At 74.0% G+C, this 19,115-nt stretch carries 18 protein-coding genes; 2 read left to right on the top strand and 16 right to left on the bottom strand.

Annotated features, from left to right (window positions below):
* Genes DMB42_RS09510 through DMB42_RS09560 form a run of 11 tightly spaced genes read right to left on the bottom strand, consistent with a single transcriptional unit; the run spans position 1 to position 11,533 of the window.
* Positions 1–978, bottom strand: coding sequence for an alpha/beta hydrolase (locus tag DMB42_RS09510; RefSeq protein WP_125632812.1), 978 nt, complete (start codon positions 976–978; stop codon positions 1–3).
* 11 nt (positions 979–989) lie between these two features.
* Entirely contained in the window at positions 990–2,060 is a 1,071-nt protein-coding gene (locus tag DMB42_RS09515) for a phosphotriesterase (protein ID WP_125632814.1), read from the bottom strand.
* Positions 2,057–3,127, bottom strand: coding sequence for a phosphotriesterase (locus DMB42_RS09520; RefSeq protein ID WP_260477588.1), 1,071 nt, complete (start codon positions 3,125–3,127; stop codon positions 2,057–2,059). The genes DMB42_RS09515 and DMB42_RS09520 overlap by 4 nt, the downstream gene beginning before the upstream one ends.
* Positions 3,128–3,172: 45 nt before the next feature.
* Positions 3,173–4,684 (bottom strand): aldehyde dehydrogenase family protein, encoded by a 1,512-nt coding sequence (locus tag DMB42_RS09525; protein WP_125632818.1) that lies wholly within the window; start codon positions 4,682–4,684, stop codon positions 3,173–3,175.
* Entirely contained in the window at positions 4,677–6,134 is a 1,458-nt protein-coding gene (locus DMB42_RS09530) for an NAD(P)/FAD-dependent oxidoreductase (RefSeq protein ID WP_125632819.1), read from the bottom strand. The genes DMB42_RS09525 and DMB42_RS09530 overlap by 8 nt, the downstream gene beginning before the upstream one ends.
* Positions 6,127–6,408: a (2Fe-2S)-binding protein gene (locus DMB42_RS09535; protein ID WP_125632821.1), complete on the bottom strand. Its 282-nt coding sequence runs from the start codon at positions 6,406–6,408 to the stop codon at positions 6,127–6,129. Before DMB42_RS09535 ends, DMB42_RS09530 begins: the two co-directional genes overlap by 8 nt.
* Entirely contained in the window at positions 6,405–7,574 is a 1,170-nt protein-coding gene (locus DMB42_RS09540; protein WP_125632822.1) for an FAD-binding oxidoreductase, read from the bottom strand. The genes DMB42_RS09535 and DMB42_RS09540 overlap by 4 nt, the downstream gene beginning before the upstream one ends.
* Positions 7,571–8,248, bottom strand: a complete 678-nt coding sequence (locus tag DMB42_RS09545) for a GntR family transcriptional regulator (RefSeq protein WP_125632824.1) — start codon at positions 8,246–8,248, stop codon at positions 7,571–7,573. Before DMB42_RS09545 ends, DMB42_RS09540 begins: the two co-directional genes overlap by 4 nt.
* Positions 8,245–9,246 (bottom strand): proline racemase family protein, encoded by a 1,002-nt coding sequence (locus DMB42_RS09550; RefSeq protein ID WP_125632826.1) that lies wholly within the window; start codon positions 9,244–9,246, stop codon positions 8,245–8,247. Before DMB42_RS09550 ends, DMB42_RS09545 begins: the two co-directional genes overlap by 4 nt.
* On the bottom strand, positions 9,243–10,148 hold the full coding sequence (locus DMB42_RS09555; RefSeq protein WP_125632828.1) for a dihydrodipicolinate synthase family protein: 906 nt from the start codon (positions 10,146–10,148) through the stop codon (positions 9,243–9,245). Before DMB42_RS09555 ends, DMB42_RS09550 begins: the two co-directional genes overlap by 4 nt.
* Before the next feature lie 50 nt (positions 10,149–10,198).
* Positions 10,199–11,533 carry an aminopeptidase P family protein gene (locus tag DMB42_RS09560; protein WP_260477589.1) on the bottom strand — a complete coding sequence of 445 codons (1,335 nt, stop codon included), beginning with the start codon at positions 11,531–11,533 and terminating at the stop codon, positions 10,199–10,201.
* A 164-nt stretch (positions 11,534–11,697) separates the two neighbouring features.
* On the opposite strand from DMB42_RS09560, the gene DMB42_RS09565 reads away from it, so the two are divergent.
* Entirely contained in the window at positions 11,698–11,910 is a 213-nt protein-coding gene (locus DMB42_RS09565) for a hypothetical protein (RefSeq protein WP_125632830.1), read from the top strand.
* A gap of 47 nt (positions 11,911–11,957) precedes the next feature.
* Entirely contained in the window at positions 11,958–13,085 is a 1,128-nt protein-coding gene (locus DMB42_RS09570) for an acyltransferase (RefSeq protein ID WP_125632832.1), read from the top strand.
* A gap of 91 nt (positions 13,086–13,176) precedes the next feature.
* On the opposite strand, the gene DMB42_RS09575 is transcribed toward DMB42_RS09570, so the two are convergent.
* The 5 genes from DMB42_RS09575 to DMB42_RS09590 form a co-directional block, all read right to left on the bottom strand.
* On the bottom strand, positions 13,177–14,133 hold the full coding sequence (locus tag DMB42_RS09575) for a TauD/TfdA family dioxygenase (protein ID WP_125632834.1): 957 nt from the start codon (positions 14,131–14,133) through the stop codon (positions 13,177–13,179).
* Between the two features lie 79 nt (positions 14,134–14,212).
* Complete coding sequence (locus DMB42_RS56325; protein ID WP_379478635.1) at positions 14,213–14,335, bottom strand: putative leader peptide; 123 nt, start codon at positions 14,333–14,335, stop codon at positions 14,213–14,215.
* Positions 14,336–14,343: 8 nt separating this feature from the next.
* On the bottom strand, positions 14,344–15,807 hold the full coding sequence (locus tag DMB42_RS09580; protein WP_125632836.1) for an ABC transporter substrate-binding protein: 1,464 nt from the start codon (positions 15,805–15,807) through the stop codon (positions 14,344–14,346).
* Positions 15,791–17,665 carry a hypothetical protein gene (locus tag DMB42_RS09585; RefSeq protein ID WP_125632838.1) on the bottom strand — a complete coding sequence of 625 codons (1,875 nt, stop codon included), beginning with the start codon at positions 17,663–17,665 and terminating at the stop codon, positions 15,791–15,793. The genes DMB42_RS09580 and DMB42_RS09585 overlap by 17 nt, the downstream gene beginning before the upstream one ends.
* A gap of 164 nt (positions 17,666–17,829) precedes the next feature.
* The gene (locus tag DMB42_RS09590; protein ID WP_125632840.1) at positions 17,830–19,086 is read right to left on the bottom strand and encodes a phenylacetate--CoA ligase family protein; all 1,257 of its coding nucleotides are present in this window, start codon (positions 19,084–19,086) and stop codon (positions 17,830–17,832) included.
* Positions 19,087–19,115 lie beyond the last annotated feature (29 nt).

Here is a 19,115-nt window from a genome sequence, read left to right on the forward strand (position 1 = left end):
TCAGAGGGTGAGGGTGCGGCGGAACCAGGAGAGGCGGGAGGCGAGGGCGGCCGCGGTGACCTCGTGGTCCGGGGCGAAGATGTCGAACCCGTGGAAGGCGCCGCCCCAGATGTGCAGCTCGGCCTGCCCGCCGGCGGCCCAGATCCGGGTGGCGTACGCCACGTCCTCGTCGCGGAACAGCTCGGCGCTGCCCGCCTCGACGAACGCGGGCGGCAACCCCGACAGGTCGGCCGCCCGCGCCGGGGCCGCGTACGCCGGCACGTCGGCGTACGGGTCGCCGGCCCGCTCGCCGAGCAGCGCCCGCCAGCCGAGCAGGTTGAGTGCACGCGGCCAGGTGCCGAGGCCGTCGTACTGGTGGCTGGACACCGTCGTGTTCAGGTCGTCCAGCATCGGGCAGAGCAGGAGCTGCCCGGCCAGGTGCGGCCCGCCGCGGTCGCGGGCCAGCAGGGCGACCCCGGCGGCCAGCCCGCCTCCGGCGCTGCCGCCCATGACCACGATGCGCCGGGGGTCCACGCCCAGCTCGGCGGCGTGCCCGGACATCCAGGTCAGACCGGCGTAGCAGTCCTCGACCGGCGCCGGGTGGGGGTGCTCGGGGGCCAGGCGGTACTCGACGTTGACGGCGACGACGCCCAGCTCCTCGACGAGCGCGACCAGGCGCGGGGTGTCCATGGCCCGGTGGCCGGTGATCATGCCGCCGCCGTGGATGTTGTACAGCCCGGGGACCGGAGTCGTCGCGCGGCGCGGGCGCAGGACGGTGATCTCCAGGTCGGGCGCGCCGGCCGGGCCGGGCACGAGCCGCTCCTCGGCGTCGATCTCCCGGTCGCCGATCACCTCGGCGACCGGCGGCATGGGCATGGCCGCGCCGGCGGCGCGCATGAGTGGGATGGTGTCCAGGGTCGGCGCGGGGCCGTCCGCGGCGGGCAAGCCGGCCAGGACGGCGGTCAGCGCCGGGTCGAAGGGCACGGGGGTGGGGGGCATGGTTCTCCTGATCACTGCGGTTCTGCGAAGGCGAGCGCCCGTGCCGGGTTCTCGACCATGATCGTGTGGATGGCCTCGGGGCTGACGCCGAGGCGGCGCAGGGCGGGCAGGAAGTGGCGGGGGATGTAGTCGTAGCCCTTGCCGCCGTACCTCTTGAGCTGGATCTTCTGGCACACGTCGTGGCCGAGCACGATCTGGCCCGCGTGGCCGCGTTCGACCAGGTCGGCGATGCCGCGCAGGATCTTGTGGTCGCTGCCCAGGACGAGGTGGCCCCACGGGCTGCCGGGCGCGGCCAGGAAGTCGAACTCGACGAAGACGCCGCGGGCGAGCAGGCGCTCGGCGAAGGCGGGGCCGGACAGGACGTCCATGCAGTGCCCCATGACGACGTTGGCGGGGGCGACGCCCTCCTCCTGGAGGATGTCGAGCACCCGGAACTTCTCCTCGCCGACGCCGCCGAAGTGGAAGGTGACCGGCGCGCCGGTGATCCGGCTGGCCCGTCCGGCGGCCCGAACGCTCTTGAGCTCGTTGCCGGTCAGCGGCGCCGACTCCGCGCCGACCTCGCCGATGATCCCCGTACGGACGCCGGTGCCGTCGGCCCCGAGTACGACGTCGCGCACGATGACGTCGGCCAGCTCGTCCACGTCGCGCCCGTCCATGTCGGCCGGATGGAACGTCGGGGTGTACCAGCCCCCGCCCATGACGATGTGCAGCCCGCCGGCCCGCGACAGCCGCAGCAGCGCCTCCGGGTCGCGGCCGAGACCGATGGGCGAGACCTCGACCATCGTGCGCCCGCCGCTGTGGGCGAAGGCGAGGGTCTCGGCGAGCATCTCGTCCAGGTCGCCCAGCATGTCGTTGTCGGCGTTCGGCCCGCCGTGGCGGGTGCGCGCGAGGTTGGCCAGCGTGAGCGGCTCGGCCGCCGCGGGCGCGTCCTCGCCCGGCCGGCGGGACCGGGCGGGCCGGCGCAGGTCCACGAAGATGTGCTCGTGCATGAGCGTCGGCCCGAGCCGCGCGGGGTCCACCGGTCCGGCCACGGTGAGCGCCTGACCGGCCAGGTTCGGGATGGCGAAGGGGTAGCGGCTCACGAGCCCGCCTCCTCGGTCCGGAGCGTGAGCAGCCGGCTCGGGTTGCGCACGGTGAGGGTCTCGATCAGCTCGTCGCCGGCCCCGAGCATCCTCAGATACGGCACGAACTGCCGCAGGACGAACGTGTACCCGCCGCCGCCGTAGGCGAGGAGCTGCGACTTGGCGCGTACGTCGTGCGACAGCAGGAGGCGTCCGGCGTGGCCGCGGCGGGCGAGTTCGAGGACGGCCGCGGCGACGTCCTGGTCGTCGGCGACGCTGAGCGCCGTGGGCAGCCGGCCCAGCTGGTCGAACTGGACGAAGACGCCGCGTTCGAGCAGCGGTTCGAGCTCGTCGGGCCGCGGGGACAGCGCGTCGCAGTGGCCGACGGCCACCCGCGTGAGGTCCGCACCCTCCTCGGCGAGCAGGTCGAGGACCCGCTGCTGGACGCCGGGGTCGTCGTGGCGGGCGAGCGAGACGGCGGCGCCGGTGGCCGCCGACGCGCGGGCGGCCGCGGCGAGTACGGCACGCTCGGCGGGCACGCCGGGGTCGAGCGCCCCCAGCTCGCCGATGATGCCGGCGCGTACGCCGTGCACGCCTTCGGTGAGGTCGCGGACCAGCTCGGCGGCCAGGCTGCCGGCGTCCCGTCCGGCGAGACCTTCGACGCGCGCCGGGTGGTGCCAGCCGCAGCCCATGACGACGGTCAGGCCGGTCGCCTCGGCGAGCCGGCGCAGCCCTGCCGGGTCGCGGCCGAGCGCGTCGGTGGTGAGGTCCACCAGCGTGCCGCCGCCGGCCTCCCGGAACGCGGCGGCCTCGGCGGCGGCCAGGTCCGCGTCGCCGAGCAGCAGGTCGTCGCGGTTGACGGCGCCCATGCCGACCTCGCCGAGCAGGTCCATCGTGAGCGGCACGCGGTAGAGGCGGAGCCGGCTCGCGGCCGTGGGACGGACGCGGCCGGCAAGGGCCCAGGACTCGGGGGTGTCGTCGGGCGGGGCGAAGTCGCTCAGCAGGTGCTCGTGCGGAAGGACCGCGCCCAGCGAGGCCGCTGGGACCTCGCCGGTGACGGCCACGACCGTGGAGTCGGTGGTGGACACACGAGCAATATAGCCCCAGAACGTCTACAAGTGTAGATAAACCTGTCAGGCGACTCCGTCCACCCGGCGCGGGACGCCGAGCGGGTTGTCCTCGCGCAACTCCGGCGGCAGCAGCGCGTCGGGGGTGTCCTGGAAGCACACCGGACGCAGCCAGCGCTCGATCGCGGTGCTGCCGACCGACGCCGAGCTGCTGGTCGAGGCCGGGTACGGCCCGCCGTGCTGCATCGCGGGGGCGACCGTCACGCCGGTGGGCCAGCCGTCCACGACGACGCGCCCGGCCAGTCCGGCCAGCCTGGCGACCAGCCCAGCCGCCGCGCCCTCGCGCTCGCCGGCCCCCAGGTGCACGGTCGCGGTGAGGTTGCCGGGCAACGTGCCGAGCACCGCGTCCCGTTCGGCCTCGGAGCCGTAGCGGGCCACGACGGTGACCGGGCCGAAGCACTCCTCCAGCAGCTCGGCGTGGGTGCCGGCGGCGAGCCGTCCGGCCGCCACGGTCAGCACGCCCGGCCGGACGGCCAGCGGCGCGGCCTCGTCCTCCCCCGCGGCCAGCGCCTGCGCGACGCCGGGCAACGCGGCCCGGGAGCGTACGCCGTCGAGGAAGGCCGCCCGCATACGCGGGTCGAGCAGCGGCCCGGCGGGCACCGCGGCCGTGACCACGGCGTCGAGCACCGCGTCGCCCGCCGCGCCCTCGGGCAGCAGGACCAGGCCCGGCTTGACGCAGAACTGGCCGAGGCCCTGGGTGTAGGAGGCGGCCAGCCCGGCGCCGATCGCGGCCGCCCTGGTCGCGGCGGCCTGCTCGGTCACCACGACCGGGTTGAGGCTGCCCAGCTCGCCGTGGAACGGGATCGGCCTCGGCCGGGCGGCGGCCAGGTCGTGCAGCGCCCGGCCGCCGCGTACCGAGCCGGTGAAGCCGACGGCGGCGGTCAGCGGGTGGCGGACCAGCTCGGGGCCCGCCGAGAAGCCGTGGACCAGGCCCACGACGTCGGCGGGCAGGCCGGCCTTCTCCGCGGCGGCACGCAGCGCGCGGGCGGTCAGGACGCTGGTCGCCGGGTGGTCCGGGTGCGCCTTGACGACGACCGGGCAGCCGGCGGCCAGCGCGCTGGCGGTGTCGCCGCCCGGCACGCTGAAGGCCAGCGGGAAGTTGCTCGCCGAGAAGACCGCGACCACGCCCAGCGGCACCTTGTAACGCCGCAGGTCGGGGCGGGGGGCCGGGCGGGCGGCCGGGTCGGCGTGGTCGATGATCACGTCCAGGAAGGCACCCGCCTCGGCCACCTCGGCGAAGGCACGCAGCTGGTAGCAGGTGCGGGCCAGCTCGCCGGTGAGGCGCACCCGGCCGAGCGCCGTCTCGGCGTCGGCGGTCGCGATGATCTCCTCGCCGCCCTCCTCCAGGAGCGCGGCGGCGGTACGCAGCAGGTCGGCGCGTACGGCGCGGTCGGCCAGCGCCGGGAGGGCGGCGGCGGCGGGCCGTACGGCGCGGTCCACGTCCTGCGGGGCCGATTCCGCCGCGACGCGCTCGCGGGGCTCCCCGGTACGCGGGTCGACACTCAGAACGTCACTCAAGGTCTCTTCCTCTTCCTTCGGCGTCTTCGTCGGTCAGGGCGGCCAGTTCGCCCAGGGGCACCGGGGCCGCCAGGCTCCGGGTGGACAGCGGGCGCAGGTCGTCCGCCGTGCTCTCGCGGCGGCTCAGGCAGGCCGCGACGCCGGCGGTGGCGAACCCGCACACCCGTCCCTGGCACCAGCCCATGCCGGGCCTGGCCAGCATCTTCATCGTGCGCGGGTCGTCGGCGCCCAGGTCGTCGTGGGCGTGGCGGAGATCGCCGTAGGAGACCTCCTCGCAGCGGCAGACCAGCGTGTCGTCCCGCAGCCAGGACGTCCAGGCGGGCGGCACGGGGTAGGTCCGGTGCATGGCCGCGGCGAAGCGGCGCCCGCGTACGATCGACCGGCGCAACCGGCCCATCAGCGCCGGGTCGGCGGGACGGCCGAGCGTACGGGCCAGCGCCAGGGCGCTCAGCCTGCCCTCCTGCCCGGCCAGGACGGCGCCGCCGACGCCGGTGGCCTCGCCCGCGACGTACAGGCCGGGGACGCCGGTGCGCTGGAAGGCGTCCACGGTCACGACGAGCGAGCCGTCGGTGTCCTTCCTGGTGTCCGCGCCGAGCATGAGCGGCAGTTCCAGCGAGGGCGTGAAGCCCCAGCCGAGCGCGACGAGGTCGGCGGTGACCTCCGTGACCGGCCCGGCCGGGGCGCCGTCGCGGCCTGTCCCGCTGAGCCGGACCGCCTCGACCCGGTCCTCGCCCAGGATCTCGGTGACCACGGTCCTCGTCCGGTACGGGACGCGGTGGCGGGCCATCAGCGCCGCGTACTGGACGGCCTCGAACCCCTTGGCGGGCGCCGACGCCGCTCCCCGCAGGTCGCGCAGCCAGCCGAGCGTGGCGTTGGCCTCGGCGACGGCCGCGACCCGCGCCCCGGCGGCGGCCAGGCCGGTCGCGACGGGCAGCAGGAACGGCCCGGTCCCGGCGACCACCGCGCGGCGGCCCGCGAGCGTGCGCTGCCCCTTGAGCAGGGCCTGCACTCCCCCGGCCGCCATCACGCCGGGCAGATCCCAGCCGGGGACGGGAAGCTGCCGGTCGTAACCGCCTGGGCACAGGATCAGCGCGCGGGCGGCGACCGCCGTCCCCTCCCCGGGGGCGACCGGCGTGGCGCGCAGTGTGAACGTGCCGCCGCCGTCGCGGGTGGCGAGCCAGACCTGGAGGCCGGGCAGGTAGCGGATCCGCCCGGCGGAGCTCAGGGCGCGCAGCCGGTCGCGGAGCCGGGTGAAGACCGCCCAGCCGTGGTGGCCGGCGCTGTCGCCGGGGCGGGCGTGGCGTTCGTCGTAGTGCCGCCAGAACTGGCCGCCTGGCTGCCCGGCGGCGTCGACGAGGGCGACGCCGAGCCCGGCCTCGGCGGCCTCGACGGCGGCGGCCAGCCCCGCCGGGCCCGCGCCGACCACGGCGACGTCGTACGTCTCACGCATGGCCGCCTCCCGGCTCGCCGTCGCCCCGGACGGGCTCGTCGCCGAGGCGCATGCCGTCGCGGGCCGGGACCAGGCAGGCGCGCTGGTCGGGGACGCCGACGGCGGTGATCAGGCAGTCGAAGCAGACGCCGATGCCGCAGAACAGGCCGCGCGGCCGGCCCGCCACCCGGGTGGTTCGCCAGTCGAGGATGCCGGCCGCCACCAGGGCGGCGCCGACGCTCTGGCCGGGCTCGGCGCGGACGGTCGTGCCGCGGAAGGTCAGCTCGTGGGTCATCGGGGCGCCTCCTCGGTCGCCGGAACGGTGTCGGGGAAACGGTCGGGCGCGAACGGCCCGAGGTCGAGGTCGGGAGCCCGCCCGGTGAGCGCCTGGGCGATCAGCTTGCCGGTGCCCGCGGACAGGCCGATGCCGGCGCCCTCGTGCCCGCAGGCGTGCCACAGACCGGGCGCGCGCGGGTCGGGGCCGATCACCGGCAGATGGTCCGGGCAGTACGGCCGGAACCCCAGATAGGTGCGCATGGCCCGGACGTCGCGCAACATCGGGAACAACACGATCGCCTTGGCCGCCGGCGGGCCGGCCGCCTCGGTGGAGAACGTGCGGTCGAAGCCGACGCGCTCACGGGAGGCGCCGATGAGGATCGTGCCGCTGCCGGTGCCCTCGACGACAGGCGAGGTCTGCAGGGCGGCGTCGGAGCTGGCCACGTCGCCGACGTACTCGGCGGCGTAGACCTTGTGCCGGATCGTCCGGGGCGGCATGGGCTGGGTGACCAGGACGAACCCGCGCCTGGGCAGCACGGGGACGTGCACCCCGGCCAGGGCGGCGACGTCGCCGGCCCACGTGCCGGTCGCGTTGAGCACCGCCCCGGCGGACAGGTCGCCGGCCGTGGTGCGCACGCCGGTCACGCGGTCGCCGTCGCGCAGGAAGCCCGTGACGGCGGTGCGGGTGCGTACGCGGGCGCCGTGGGCGCGGGCCAGGCGGAGCAGGTGGGCGACCACCAGCATGGGCTGGACCTGGGCGTCCTGGGGGTAGAAGGCGGCTCCGGCCAGGCCGGGCGCGAGGTGCGGCTCGTAGTCGCGCAGCTCGTCCCCGGCGACGTCGCGTACCTCGACGCCGTGGCGGCGCTGGTGCTCGCCCAGCTCGCGCAGCGACGCGACGCCGTGCTCCGACGCCGCGACGACCAGGCCGCCCTTGGCCTCGAACTCCCACAGCCCGGTGTGCTCGCCCAGGTCCTCGCGCCACACCCGCTGGGAGTAGAGCGCGAGGTCGAGCTCGGGGCCGGCCTCCTTGTCGGACACCAGCAGGTTGCCCTCGCCCGCGCTGGAGGTGCCCCCGGCGATGGCGCCGCGCTCGACGACCACCACGCGCAGCCCGGCCCGCGCGGCGAAGTACGCGCTCGCCGCGCCCACCACGCCCGCGCCGACCACGACCAGGTCGGCGCTCACGGCGTGCCCTTCGCGCCGCCCGCCCACAGGCCGCGTACGTGGCCGATGTGGCGGTGCATGAGCAGTTCGGCCCCCACCGGGTCGCGCGCCTCGACCAGGTCGAGCAGCTCGTGGTGCTCGGCCGCCGAACGCGCCAGCCCGCCGCCGAGCAGCAGCGGGGTCAGGCCGAGCAGCCGCGTCCTGGCGCGCAGGTCGGACACGACGTCGAGCAGGAAACGGTTGCCGGTGTGCCCGAGCAGGGTCAGGTGGAAGACGTGGTCGGCCTCGACGTAGGCGACCAGGTCACCGAGTTCGGCGGCGTCCACGATGTCCTGGGCCAGCTCGCGCAGGTGCGGGAAGTCGGCCTCGGGGATCACCGGCACGGTCTCGCGTACGGCCGGCGGCTCGATGAGCAGCCGGACGGCGGCCAGGTTGTCGAGGTCCTCCTCCGACATCTCGGTCACCCGGAAGCCCTTGTTGGGGTGGGGCACGATCAACCCCTCCTTGACCAGGTCGAGCATCGCCTCCCGGACCGGGGTGGCCGACACGCCGAACTGCGCGCCGAGGGCGGGGGCCGAGTAGACCACGCCGGGTTCCAGCTCGCCGGAGATGATCGCGGCGCGCAGGGCGTCCCTGATACGGTCGCGCAGGTTCTCCCTGCGGCCGATGACGCGCAGTTCGGGTGCGAGGCTCACAGCAGGAAACCCGCCGGGAACGGGTCGGTCGGGTCGAGGTGGAACTGCGAGGTGCCGGTGACCCAGGCGCGGCCGGTGATCGAGGGCAGCACGGCGGGCAGCGGGCCGGCCGTGGTCTCGCCGAGCAGCCGCCCGGTGAAGCGGGTGCCGATGAACGACTCGTTGACGAAGTCGTCCCCGATCGCCAGCTCGCCCTTCGCGTGGAACTGGGCCATGCGGGCGCTGGTGCCGGTGCCGCACGGCGAGCGGTCGAACCAGCCGGGGTGGATGGCCATGGCGTGCCTGGACAGTTGCGCGGTCGAGCCGGGGGCGGCCAGGTAGACGTGGTGGCAGCCGTTGATGTCGGGACGTTCGGGGTGGACCGGCCGGTCGTGCTCGTTCACCGCGTCCATGATCGCGAGACCGGCCGCCAGCAGGTCGCCGGCGCGCGCCCGGTCGAAGGGCAGGCCCAGGTCGGCCAGCTCGACGAACGCGTAGAAGTTGCCGCCGAAGGCCAGGTCGTAGCCGATCTCGCCGTAGCCGGGCACCTCGACCTTGCGGTCCAGCGCGTACGCGAACGAGGGCACGTTCTGGATGGTCACCGAGGTCGCCGCGCCGTCCTCGACCGTCACGGACGCGACCACCAGCCCGGCGGGCGTGTCCAGCCGGATCGTGGTGACCGGCTCGACGACGGGCACCATCCCGGTCTCCACCAGGACGGTCGCCACCCCGATCGTGCCGTGGCCGCACATCGGCAGCAGCCCGGAGACCTCGATGAACAACACGCCGTAGTCGGCGTCGGGCCGGGTCGGCGGCTGGAGGATCGCGCCGCTCATCGCGGCGTGGCCGCGCGGCTCGTACATGAGCAGCGTGCGCACGTCGTCGCTGTTCTCCATGAACCACAACCGGCGCTCGGCCATGGTCGCCCCGGGGATGGTGCCGACGCCGCCGACGATCACGCGGGTGGGCATGCCCTCGGTGTGGGAGTCGACGGCGTGGAAGGTGCGGCGGGATCTCACTTGTAGCCCTTTTCCAGGACGGCCTCGGTGTCGGCGGTGATACGGGCGACCAGCTCGGGCGCGAGCGGCAGGCGCGGCGGCCGGCAGGCGCCGCCCTTGCGTCCGGCGAGGTCCATGGACAACTTGATCGACTGCACGAACTCGGGCTTGGAGTCCCAGCGCAGCAGCGGGTGCAAATCGCGGTAGAGGCGCAGCGCCTCGGGCAGGTCGGCGGGGTCGCCCGAGGTCGCCAGCCGGTACAGGCGGGTCGTGGCCAGCGGGATCATGTTCGGGTACCCGGCGATCCACCCGACTGCCCCGGCCATGCCCAGCTCCAGCAGCACGTCGTCGGCCCCGATCAGCAGGTCCAGCTCCGGCGCCAGCTCGGCGATCTCGTACGCCCTGCGCACGTCCCCGGTGAACTCCTTGACGCCGACGATCAGGCCCTCGTGGAACAGCTCGGCCAGCAGCTCCGGCGTCAGGTCGACCTTGGTGTCGAACGGGTTGTTGTAGGCGACGACCGGCAGCCCGGCCTTGGCGACCTCCCGGTAGTGGGCGACGACGGCCTCGCGCGGGGCCCGGTAGGCGTTCGGCGGCAGCAGCAACACGGACGTGGCCCCGGCCTCGGCGGCCTGGTCGGCCCAGCGCCGGGCCTCGATCGAGCCGTACGCGGCGACGCCCGGCATGACGCCGAACCCCTCGGGGGCGGCCGCGACGGCCGTCTCGACGACCCGGGCCCGCTCCTGCGGGGTGAGCGTCTGGTACTCGCCCAGCGAGCCGTTGGGCGTCACGCCGTCGCACCCGCCCTCGGCCAGGAACCGCACGTGTTCGGCGTACGCGTCGTGGTCCACGGAGAGGTCGTCGTGGAAGGGCAGGGCCGTCGCGACGTGGATGCCACGCCACGGAGTGGCGGAGGTGGTCATGCGGAAGGTTCTCCTCACTGGGGATGTGCAAAAGGTTACGCGGTGCAATGTCACATCGACGGCGGCTGGCCGGCGGCCATCCACTTCTCCAGCCCGTCGGCGTCCAGGGGCAGCGCGGCCGACAACACGTCGGCGCCGTGCTCGGTGACCAGCAGGTCGTCCTCGATCCGTACGCCGACGCCGCGCAGTTCGGGCGGGACGGTGAGGTCGTGGGCGTGGAAGTACAGGCCGGGCTCGACGGTGAGCGCCATGCCGGGGGCCATGATCGCGTCCTGGTAGGACTCCTGGCTCGCCCGGCCGCAGTCGTGCACGTCCAGGCCCAGGTGGTGGCCGACGCCGCAGACCAGGTAGCGGCGGTGGTGCTGCCCGGCGTCGGACAGCGCCTCGTCCACCGAGACCGGCAGCAGGCCCCAGTCGGCCAGCCCGTACGCGATGACCTCCATCGCCGCGTGGTGGAAGTCGCTGAATCGGCGGCCGGGGGCCACCGCGGCGAGCCCGGCCCGGTGGGCCCGTTCGACCAGGTCGTGCACCTGCCGCTGCGCCGGGGAGAAACGGCCGGAGGCCGGGAAGGTACGGGTGACGTCGGCGGTGTAGCAGCTCGCCGCCTCGACGCCGAGGTCGAGCAGGAGCAGCTCGCCGGGGAGCACCGGGCCGTCGCAGCGTACCCAGTGCAGCGTGGGGGCGTGCGGGCCGCTGCCGACGATGGAGGCGTAGCCGGGGCCGTTGCCGTACGCGCGGGCGTACCGGTCGAAGGTGCCCTGGAGCCAGCGCTCGCCGGGGCCGTCGATCGCGGCGGGGATCTCGCGGACGACGGCGGCGAAGCCCTCGACGGTACGGTCCACCGCCTCGCGGAGCTGCCCGGCCTCCCAGTCGTCCTTGTACATGCGCAGCTCGGCGAGCACGCGGCGGACCTCCTGGTCCTGCGGGATCTCGGCGGTCAGCTCGGCGAGCGGCCGGACCGCGACGCCCAGCGCCTTCGCCCAGTCCTCCAGGCCCGGCGCGGCGCCCACCCACAGCTCGCCGTACCTGGCGTCGGTGTAGAACGCCGGGTCGCCCGGGTAGGCGGGCGGCGGGAGGTAGACGGTGGCCTCGGCGCCCGTCAGCACCAGGACGGCGTTCTCGATCTGGCAGCCCGTGAGCCAGACGAAGTCGCTGTCGGCGCGGAAGTCGTAGACGGTGTCGTTGTTGCGGACCGGGGCCTGCCCCGCGGCCAGCACGACGGTCCGGCCGGGCAGCGCCTCGGCCAGCCGGGCCCGGTGGGCGGCGGCCGCCTGCGCCGCGCCCGGCACGACGGACGGCTTGCGGTCGGGGGTGTCCCAGCCGGTGTTCATGTACGCGGCGAACGCGGGGATCTCGGAAAGCTTCGGGGGCCTGCCGTCACGCACCGGCGCACATCCCTTCCCAATTAGTAATGTGTGGCATTGCACTGACTCTAAGGCGGAGAAGAGCTCCTGCCAAGTGGTGGCCCATGCCCCTTTTCTCCGGGATGTGGAAGAGTGCGCGGTGACCCTCAGGTAAGCGCGTTCACCGAAGAGAGACGGGAAGAACGATGACCTCTTGGATCCTCATCGTCGTCGGCGTACTCCTGGCCCTGGTGGGCGGGCTGTGGACGCTCCAGGGGCTCGGCGGGCTCGGCGGGAGCGTGATGAGCGGCAACGCCACCTGGGCGGTCATCGGGCCGGTGGTCCTCGTCGTGGGCGTCGCCGTCGTGGTGATCGGCCTGCGCCTGCTGCGGGCGCCGTCCCGCCGCCGCGGCGACTAGGCCACACCGCCGGAGAGGTCTGTCGCAAATGGCCTAGAATCCGACAGATGTCCCCCGCCTCCGCCCGGCTGGCCTGGCTGGACGCCCTGCGGGGACCGGCAGCGCTGGCCGTCACCGCCCACCACGCCGGCTGGGCCTTCGTCCCGGCCGTGTGGGCGGTCGTCGACCGCAGGATCGACGTCGGCACGTGGGGCGTGTTCGTGTTCTTCCTGGTCAGCGGCTACATCATCCCCGCCTCCCTGGAACGGCGCGGCGACCTGCGCGCCTTCTGGACCGGCCGGGCCTTCCGCCTGCTGCCGCTGCTGCTCACCGCCCTCGCCCTGGCGCTCCTGCTCGGCCTGGCGGGGCTGTTCCCCCTTGGTTCCGGGCTCGGCGACCGCCCCACGCCTCTGGTCGCGCTCGGGAACCTGACCATGACGCAGGAGTTGCTCAACCTGCCGCCCGTCATCGGCGTGACCTGGACGCTCTCGTACGAGATGGCGTTCTACCTGATCAGCGTGGGGCTGTTCGCGACCGGCCAGGCCCACCGGTCGGCGGGGATCGCGGTCTTCCTGGCGGTGCTGGCCGTGCCGGCGGGGCTGCTGCTGCCCGCCCGGTCGATCAACGGCGGGGCCGACCTGGTCGCCGCGCTGCTCGGCCTCGCGGTCGTCGCGGCGATCGCGGTCACCGTCCTCGGACACGGCCGGGCCCGTACGGCGGCCGCCGTCGCGGGCGGGCTGCTCGGGCTGGCCCTGGTGATCCTGGGCAGCCGGGCCGGCACCTGGCAGGGCGTGATCATCCTGGCCGCGATGTTCGCCGGGACCGCCGTGTACCGCGCCGAGCAGGGCACGATCTCCTGGCGGGCCGCCGGGCTGGCGGCGCTGGCGGTGCTGGCCTGCGGGATCCCCGCCAAGGACGATCCCGGCTGGGCGCCCGCGCTCGTGCTCGCGTTCGCCGTCTTCGCGCTGGCGCTGGCGTTGCGGCGCAGGGCGTTCCCGCGCCCGCTGACCCGGCTCGGCGTGATCAGCTTCTCGCTCTACCTGCTGCACCCGCTCCTGCTGCACCTGCTGCCGAACCCGGTGCTGTACTACCTCGTGCTGATCCCGCTGTGCCTGGTCACGTACCACGTGATCGAGGCGCCGGCCCAGCGTCTCGGCCGGCGGCCGGCCGGCCGGCGCGTCGCGGCCCGGCCGTAGAAAAGGGAGTCGCGGGCGGGCACCCCCCAGCCCCCGCCCGCGCGTCCGGTGGCCGCGAGCGGGTCCCGCTCGCGGGTGTGGCGGCCCTCGGTCAGGCGACCACGAGGGACTGCGCCTTGAACTCCCTTCCCGCCACGATCTCGGAGACGAACCCGTCGGGACCGACGGGACGGTCGCCGATCAGCGTGACCCGGTGCAGCGTGCGCTGCACGTCGAGGTGGTCGAGGTCGGACGGCGCCAGATGCGCGGTGGCCCGGTTGTCCCAGAAGGCGACGGTGCCGGGCCGCCAGCGCAGGCGCACGGTGTACTCGGGCCGGGCGAGCTGCTCGTAGAGCAGGTCGAGGACACGACGGCTCTCCACGGCCGACAGGCCCACGATGTGGTCGGTGAAGCCCGGGTTGACGAACAGCGCCCGCTCACCGGTCTCCGGATGCACCCGCACCACCGGGTGCACGGAGATCAGCAGGTTGTCGTTGATGCGCTTGACCAGCTTGCCGTCCTCGTCGGCGGCCTGGTAGCCGGCCAGGAAGCGGTGTTCGGCGCGCAGGCCGTCCACCAGGTCGCGCAGCGGCGCGGACAGTCCTTCGTACGCGGCCACCAGGTTGGTCCACTGGGTGTCGCCGCCGAACTCCGGGACGGTCTCCGCCCGCAGGATCGAGGCGGCCGGCGGGTTGACGGCGGCGGTGACGTCGGTGTGCCAGCCGGAGAAGTAGGAGTAGCGCCTCCTTTGGTAGAGCTCGCGGTAGTTGACGCCGTACCGCTTCTCGTAGCGGCGGGGGTCGATGGTCAGGATCTGCGGGAACTCCTCGGGCGGCGCGTCCTCGTGCGGGTGGGCGTGGGTCAGCTCGCCGAACTGGCGGGCGAAGGCGATCTGCGCGGCATGGTCGAGCTCCTGGCCACGGAAGAACACGACCTTGTACGCGAGCAGGGCCTGCCGGATCTCCGCCACCACGGACGGATCGAGGGGATGGGCGAGATCGACGCCGGTGATCTCCGCGCCGATGTGCCCGGCGACGCGCCGGACGGTGAGAACGCTGGTGGTTGACATGGTTCGGCCACTCCTCTGAGCTTCGGGGAAGGTCTGGGGGAGGACGCTCGGGCGTCCGAGGAGAGCGGGGACCCGGAGGTCACCGCACGGCACAGAGCGCGCTCGCCTGCCGCCGGAGGTCGACGTGGAGGCGGGCCACCAGAAAGCTCTTCACGCCCTTGATCCTGCGCGAAATTTCCCACAAAAGCAATAGGTAATACATGGAAACTCTCAGCCCCCGCCGGGACGCCCGCCCGTCACCGTGACCCGGCCCGAGTACATCGTGGTGCCGTTGGGGTTGAGCTGGAGCACCGGGACGTCCTTGGTCTCGCGGGCGCCGCCCTCGACGATCCTGATCGGGCCGCTCGCGCCGTCCACCGCGATCGTGCCGCTGGTCAGCATGTTCGCCATGTCCTGCGGCGAGGGCACGTCCGGCTCCCGGGCGAACGCCTTGGCCGTCTCCAGCGCCACGAACATGGCGTCGTGATGCATGATGGCCATGCCGTCGTCGAGGCTCTCGTGCGGGAACATGCTCTGGAAGCTGTCGGGGTCGCCGACGGCGAACCTGGCCCGGATCGCCGCGAGCACCGGCCCGTCGCGCTGGGCGAGACTCGCCGGGTGGGCCAGGGCCGTGTAGAAGAGCCTGATCCTGGTGTCCCCCCAGATGCTCATGTCGACCTTGTGGCTGATCTCGGCGGCGTCGTCGCCGGTGACCACGGTGACGCCCCCGCCGACGCACCGGTCGCGCTGGCTGAGCGCCTGCATCAGCGCGGGCAACTGCTCGCTGCGCCCGGCGTACAGGACGGTGTTCGCGCCGGAGTTGCAGACGCGCTCGGCGATGACGTCCAGCACGGTGCCGGAGAACCTGGTCGAAGAGTCGAACGACAGCTCCATGACGCGTTCGCCGCCGTTCAGCGCGCCGGTGTAGGACCGGGCGAGGGTCTTGACGTAGCTGTCGGCCTGGTTGAGGTCCTTGACGACGACCGCCTTGAGCGCGGGGTTCACCTTCCTGGCGTGGACCACCCCGGCCTGGGCCTGCTCGCTGTTCAGCGGGGCGACGCGGGCCAGCCCCGGGAAGCCGGCGAGCTCGTCGGAGGTGATGACCGCCGAGACCATCGCGTACCGGCTCGCGCTCAGGCTCGCGACCGTGCTGCGGGTGTTGCCGGTGCTGGCGCCCAGGCCGGTCACGGCCACGATGTGCTCGTCCCCGGTCCGGGCCTTGACGGCCTCGACCGTCGGCTCCCAGTCCTCCGGCCCGTCGCTGCCGACCAGCACCTTCACGTACGGCGGCGAGGACGGCTGCCGGTTGCGCCACACCTGCGCCAGATGGATGCCCTCCAGACCGTGCCTGATGCTCTCCCTGTTCAGGGAGATGTCGGTTTGCGAGCCGGTCATCGGGAACATCGCGACGACGGTGACGTACTCGCCCGGATGGTTCCGGTCCACCTCCGCGTTCTCGGCGGCGATGCGGCTCATGACCGGGGCCAGGTCGGGGCCGAAGGCGTCGCTGTCGTCGGTGAGCCGCGACGTCCTGACGTAGAGGCCGAGGACGACGACGACCGCGACGTCGAGCACCCCGGCCAGCCCCCTGCGGAGGAGGACGCGGTTGCGGCGGCCCGCCGCCCATCTCGCACCGACCTCCGCGGGGACCGGGTCGCCCGTCCCCGCCCCACCGAGGTCACCATCGCTGCTCATACCTGTCGGCCTCCCGTAACAAGATCGCCGGACTGGTGGCGGAACGTCTGGCCAGGTCCCGGAGCCCGCGCGCGATCTGCTCGGCCCGGCTCCCGGAGGGGTCGAGCAGCGGGTCGAGCCAGAACCAGCGGTCCACGACCAGGGCCCTGATCACGACGAGCCAGTCCCCGCGCCCGTGCGGGGCGGCGGTCGCCACCAGGGAGTCGTACAGCTCGTCCAGGGGGGTGACGAGCGGCAGCCGGTTCGGGGCGGCGGTCACCTCGTTGAAGCAGGCGAGCCACTCCGGCAGGCGGCTGCGGCCGTCCTCGCGCACGTCGAGCCGGTCGAAGAGCCGGTGCAGCTCCCCGGCCACGTGCGCCAGATGGCCCTCGGGGTCGTCCCGGCCGGCGCGGGCCAGGCGGTGGTGCAGGCTGCGCGCGTCCTCTTCGCCTTCGGGGCCGTGGTGGAAACGTTCCAGGTCACGGTGGATGTCGTCCCAGCGGCCGGTGACGTCGAGCCGGTGCAGCAGGAGCCGCCGCAACCACGGGTGGATCACGGCGACCTGGGGGCCGCGGGCCCCGGCGTACCGGCCGTGCGGGTCCAGGTCCTCGGGGCGGCGGGTGAGCCAGAGCAGGTCGGCCAGTTCGTTGCGCAGGTCGGGTGCCCGGCCCGCCCGCCTGAGCAGGGCGCTCTCGGCGTCGTCCAGGTTCCGGGCCGCCGCCCAGTCGGTCAGCTCGTCCAGGTGGGCCAGGTGCAGCCAGTCGGGCCAGCGCAGCACGTCCTCGCGGCACAGGACGGCGCGGAAGGCGTCGTCGTCCTCGGCCGTGGCGGCGAGCCTGCCGAGCCGCCGGGTCACCGCCGGATGGCCGCCGGTCAGCTCCTGGACCGCCGGGGCGTAGGCCCGCGACCTGTCGGCCCGCAGGGGCGGCATCAGCACGGGATACCACCACGGCTGCTCCCGGCCCGCGTACCCGGCCCGCCAGTCGCGGTAGCTCGCCTCGCTGAGCGGCGGCGGGCCGGCCGCGCCGGGGACGGCCGTGCCCGGACGCGACCACGAGCCGCCCATCGGCAACCACTGCTTCGACTCGGCCACCACCAGCAGCGGGTCTTCGCCCTTGGCCGGGCCGAGCGCCTTCAGCAACGCGCGTCCCCCAGCGGTCTCGGCGCCCTCCAGCAGCAGCAGGCAACCGCGGGCGTGGCGGTGGCTCTTGGACCAGGAGTCGGTCAGGTCTGCGACCAGGGCCCGGCACAGGATCGACCCGGCGGACCCGGACGGGTCGCCGCCGTGGCCGTCCCGCCGCCTGGCCAGGTCGATCACGTTGCCGTTGGCCATCTGGGCGGTCAGCCACGTACGGCCCTTGCCGTTGAGCAGCCTCACCACGCGGCGGCGCTGGCCGTTGGCGGCGTACTCGATCAGCGAGGTGAGCGCGGCCAGCGGCTCGGCCCCCGGGATGCGGCCGAGCAGGTCGCGCAGCAGGGCCAGGGCGTCCGACAGGCGTTCGGGGTCGCCGCCGTCCACGAGGTCGTCCAGCTCGCTCGCCAGCTCGTTGTCGGAGCGGTCCCGGGGGTCCAGGGCCAGCACGTGCAGCGCGAAGACCACCCGGGGCAGCCTGACGCTGGAGCTCTCCATCAGGTCGTGGGCGATGCGTTCCACGGTCTTGACCACGGGCGCGTCGCGCAGGCCCGGCAGCCGGAAGTCCACCCGCACCCGTGGCGACTCGGGCCGCGCGATGCTGCGCCAGACGCGGGTCAGGCACACGTCCTTGTCGGTGCCGTCCGGGCCGAGCAGCACGATGACCGGCAGCCGGTCGCCGCTGCCGAGCGGGAGGCACTCCTTCGTCACCAGGCGAAGGTGGGCGTCGTCGAACGAATCCGCCATGGGGGACCTGCCGGGTCGTCGTCAGGTGGTGCGTACCCGAATGAGCATCGCCCGGCGGGCGATCATTTCCATCATAGAAACGAAACATCAGAACATGCTGGATAGATTCGGGAAAACAACCATGAATCCGGAGCCTCCGGTCAGGCCGGAGGCTCCGGCGCCGGTCAGGGATGCGGGCGCTCGTCCACCACCTGGAGGACCTTCCCGGTGCGCGGGTGCGTCACCAGCTCCGACGGCCGCACCCATTCCACGGCCAGCGGGTGCACCAGGCCCTCGGCCACGGACTTCGGGTAGAGCGGCTTGGCCGCGTACAGGGCGTCCACGAGCCGCTGGGTCAGGCCGGGCGGCGGCTCGTGCGTACAGGCCAGCCGCAGCAGCAGGCCGTCCTTGCCGTCCCAGCGGCGCTGCACCATCTGCATCGCCGACATCGCGCGCTCAGGGTCGGCGGCGACGAGCACCGCGCGTACGGCCTCGCTGGACATCGCGACCGTCTCCACCCTGGCCCCCTCGGACGTCCTGCCGACCAGCCGGAAGGCCCGGCACTCGGCGTCGGTCCACTCCCCCAGGTCGCCGACCGGGTAACGGATGATCGGCATCAGGGTCCTGAACAGGTTGGTGACGACCACCCGCCCGCGCACGCCCGGCCTGGTGATCGGCTCGCCGGTCACGTCGTCGATCAGCTCCACGAGCGTGCGGTCGGGGAACGCCTCGTGCACCCGTACGTCCGCGCCCGCCACCGGGTCGCCGACCAGCCCGGCGTCCACCGAGGCGTAGCCGAGCGAGGCGATCGCCGCGCCGGGGAACGCCTTGGCGAGCTGGGGACGCAGGTCGTCGAAGAGCAGGTCGCCCGCGAACAGCAGCAGCTCGACGGAGTCGGCGGCCCGCCCGCGGGCGATCACCGCCTCGGCCACCTTGGCGAGCTTCATCGGCGGCCCGGCCAGCACGTCCACGCCGAACAGCTCGATCAGGCCGGCGATGTAGCCGTCCTCGGCGTGGCAGGCGATGGGCAGGCGTACGTTCTCCACGGGGGCGTTGTGCAGGGCGTGCTCGATGTAGAGGAAGCCGCCGTACATCTCGCCGGCGGAGAACAGGTTCGCCACCCGGTGGCCCGGCCGCAGGCCCGCCTTCACCATGCCGGCGCCGAACGCGGTCACCGAGTCGGCGTGCTCGGAGCGCGTCCACGGGGAGAACTTGGGCGCCCCGGTGGTGCCGCCGGAGGCGTACACGCCGGCGTCGGTGAGCGGCCCGGTCAGCAGCCGGTTGTCGGGGTAGGTGTTGGCGGCCCAGAAGGCGTTCTGGTCGATGATCGGCAGCGCGGTGAGGTCGTCCACGCCGTCGGGCACGTCACGGTACGTCTCGGCGTAGAACGGCGAGTGCCGCCGGGCGAAGTCGATCAGGTCGCGCAGGGACTTTGCGGGCATGTGTCACTCCTTGGTCGTCGATGCTCAAA

This window comes from Nonomuraea sp. WAC 01424 (assembly GCF_003947315.1).
Lineage (GTDB): Bacteria > Actinomycetota > Actinomycetes > Streptosporangiales > Streptosporangiaceae > Nonomuraea > Nonomuraea spiralis.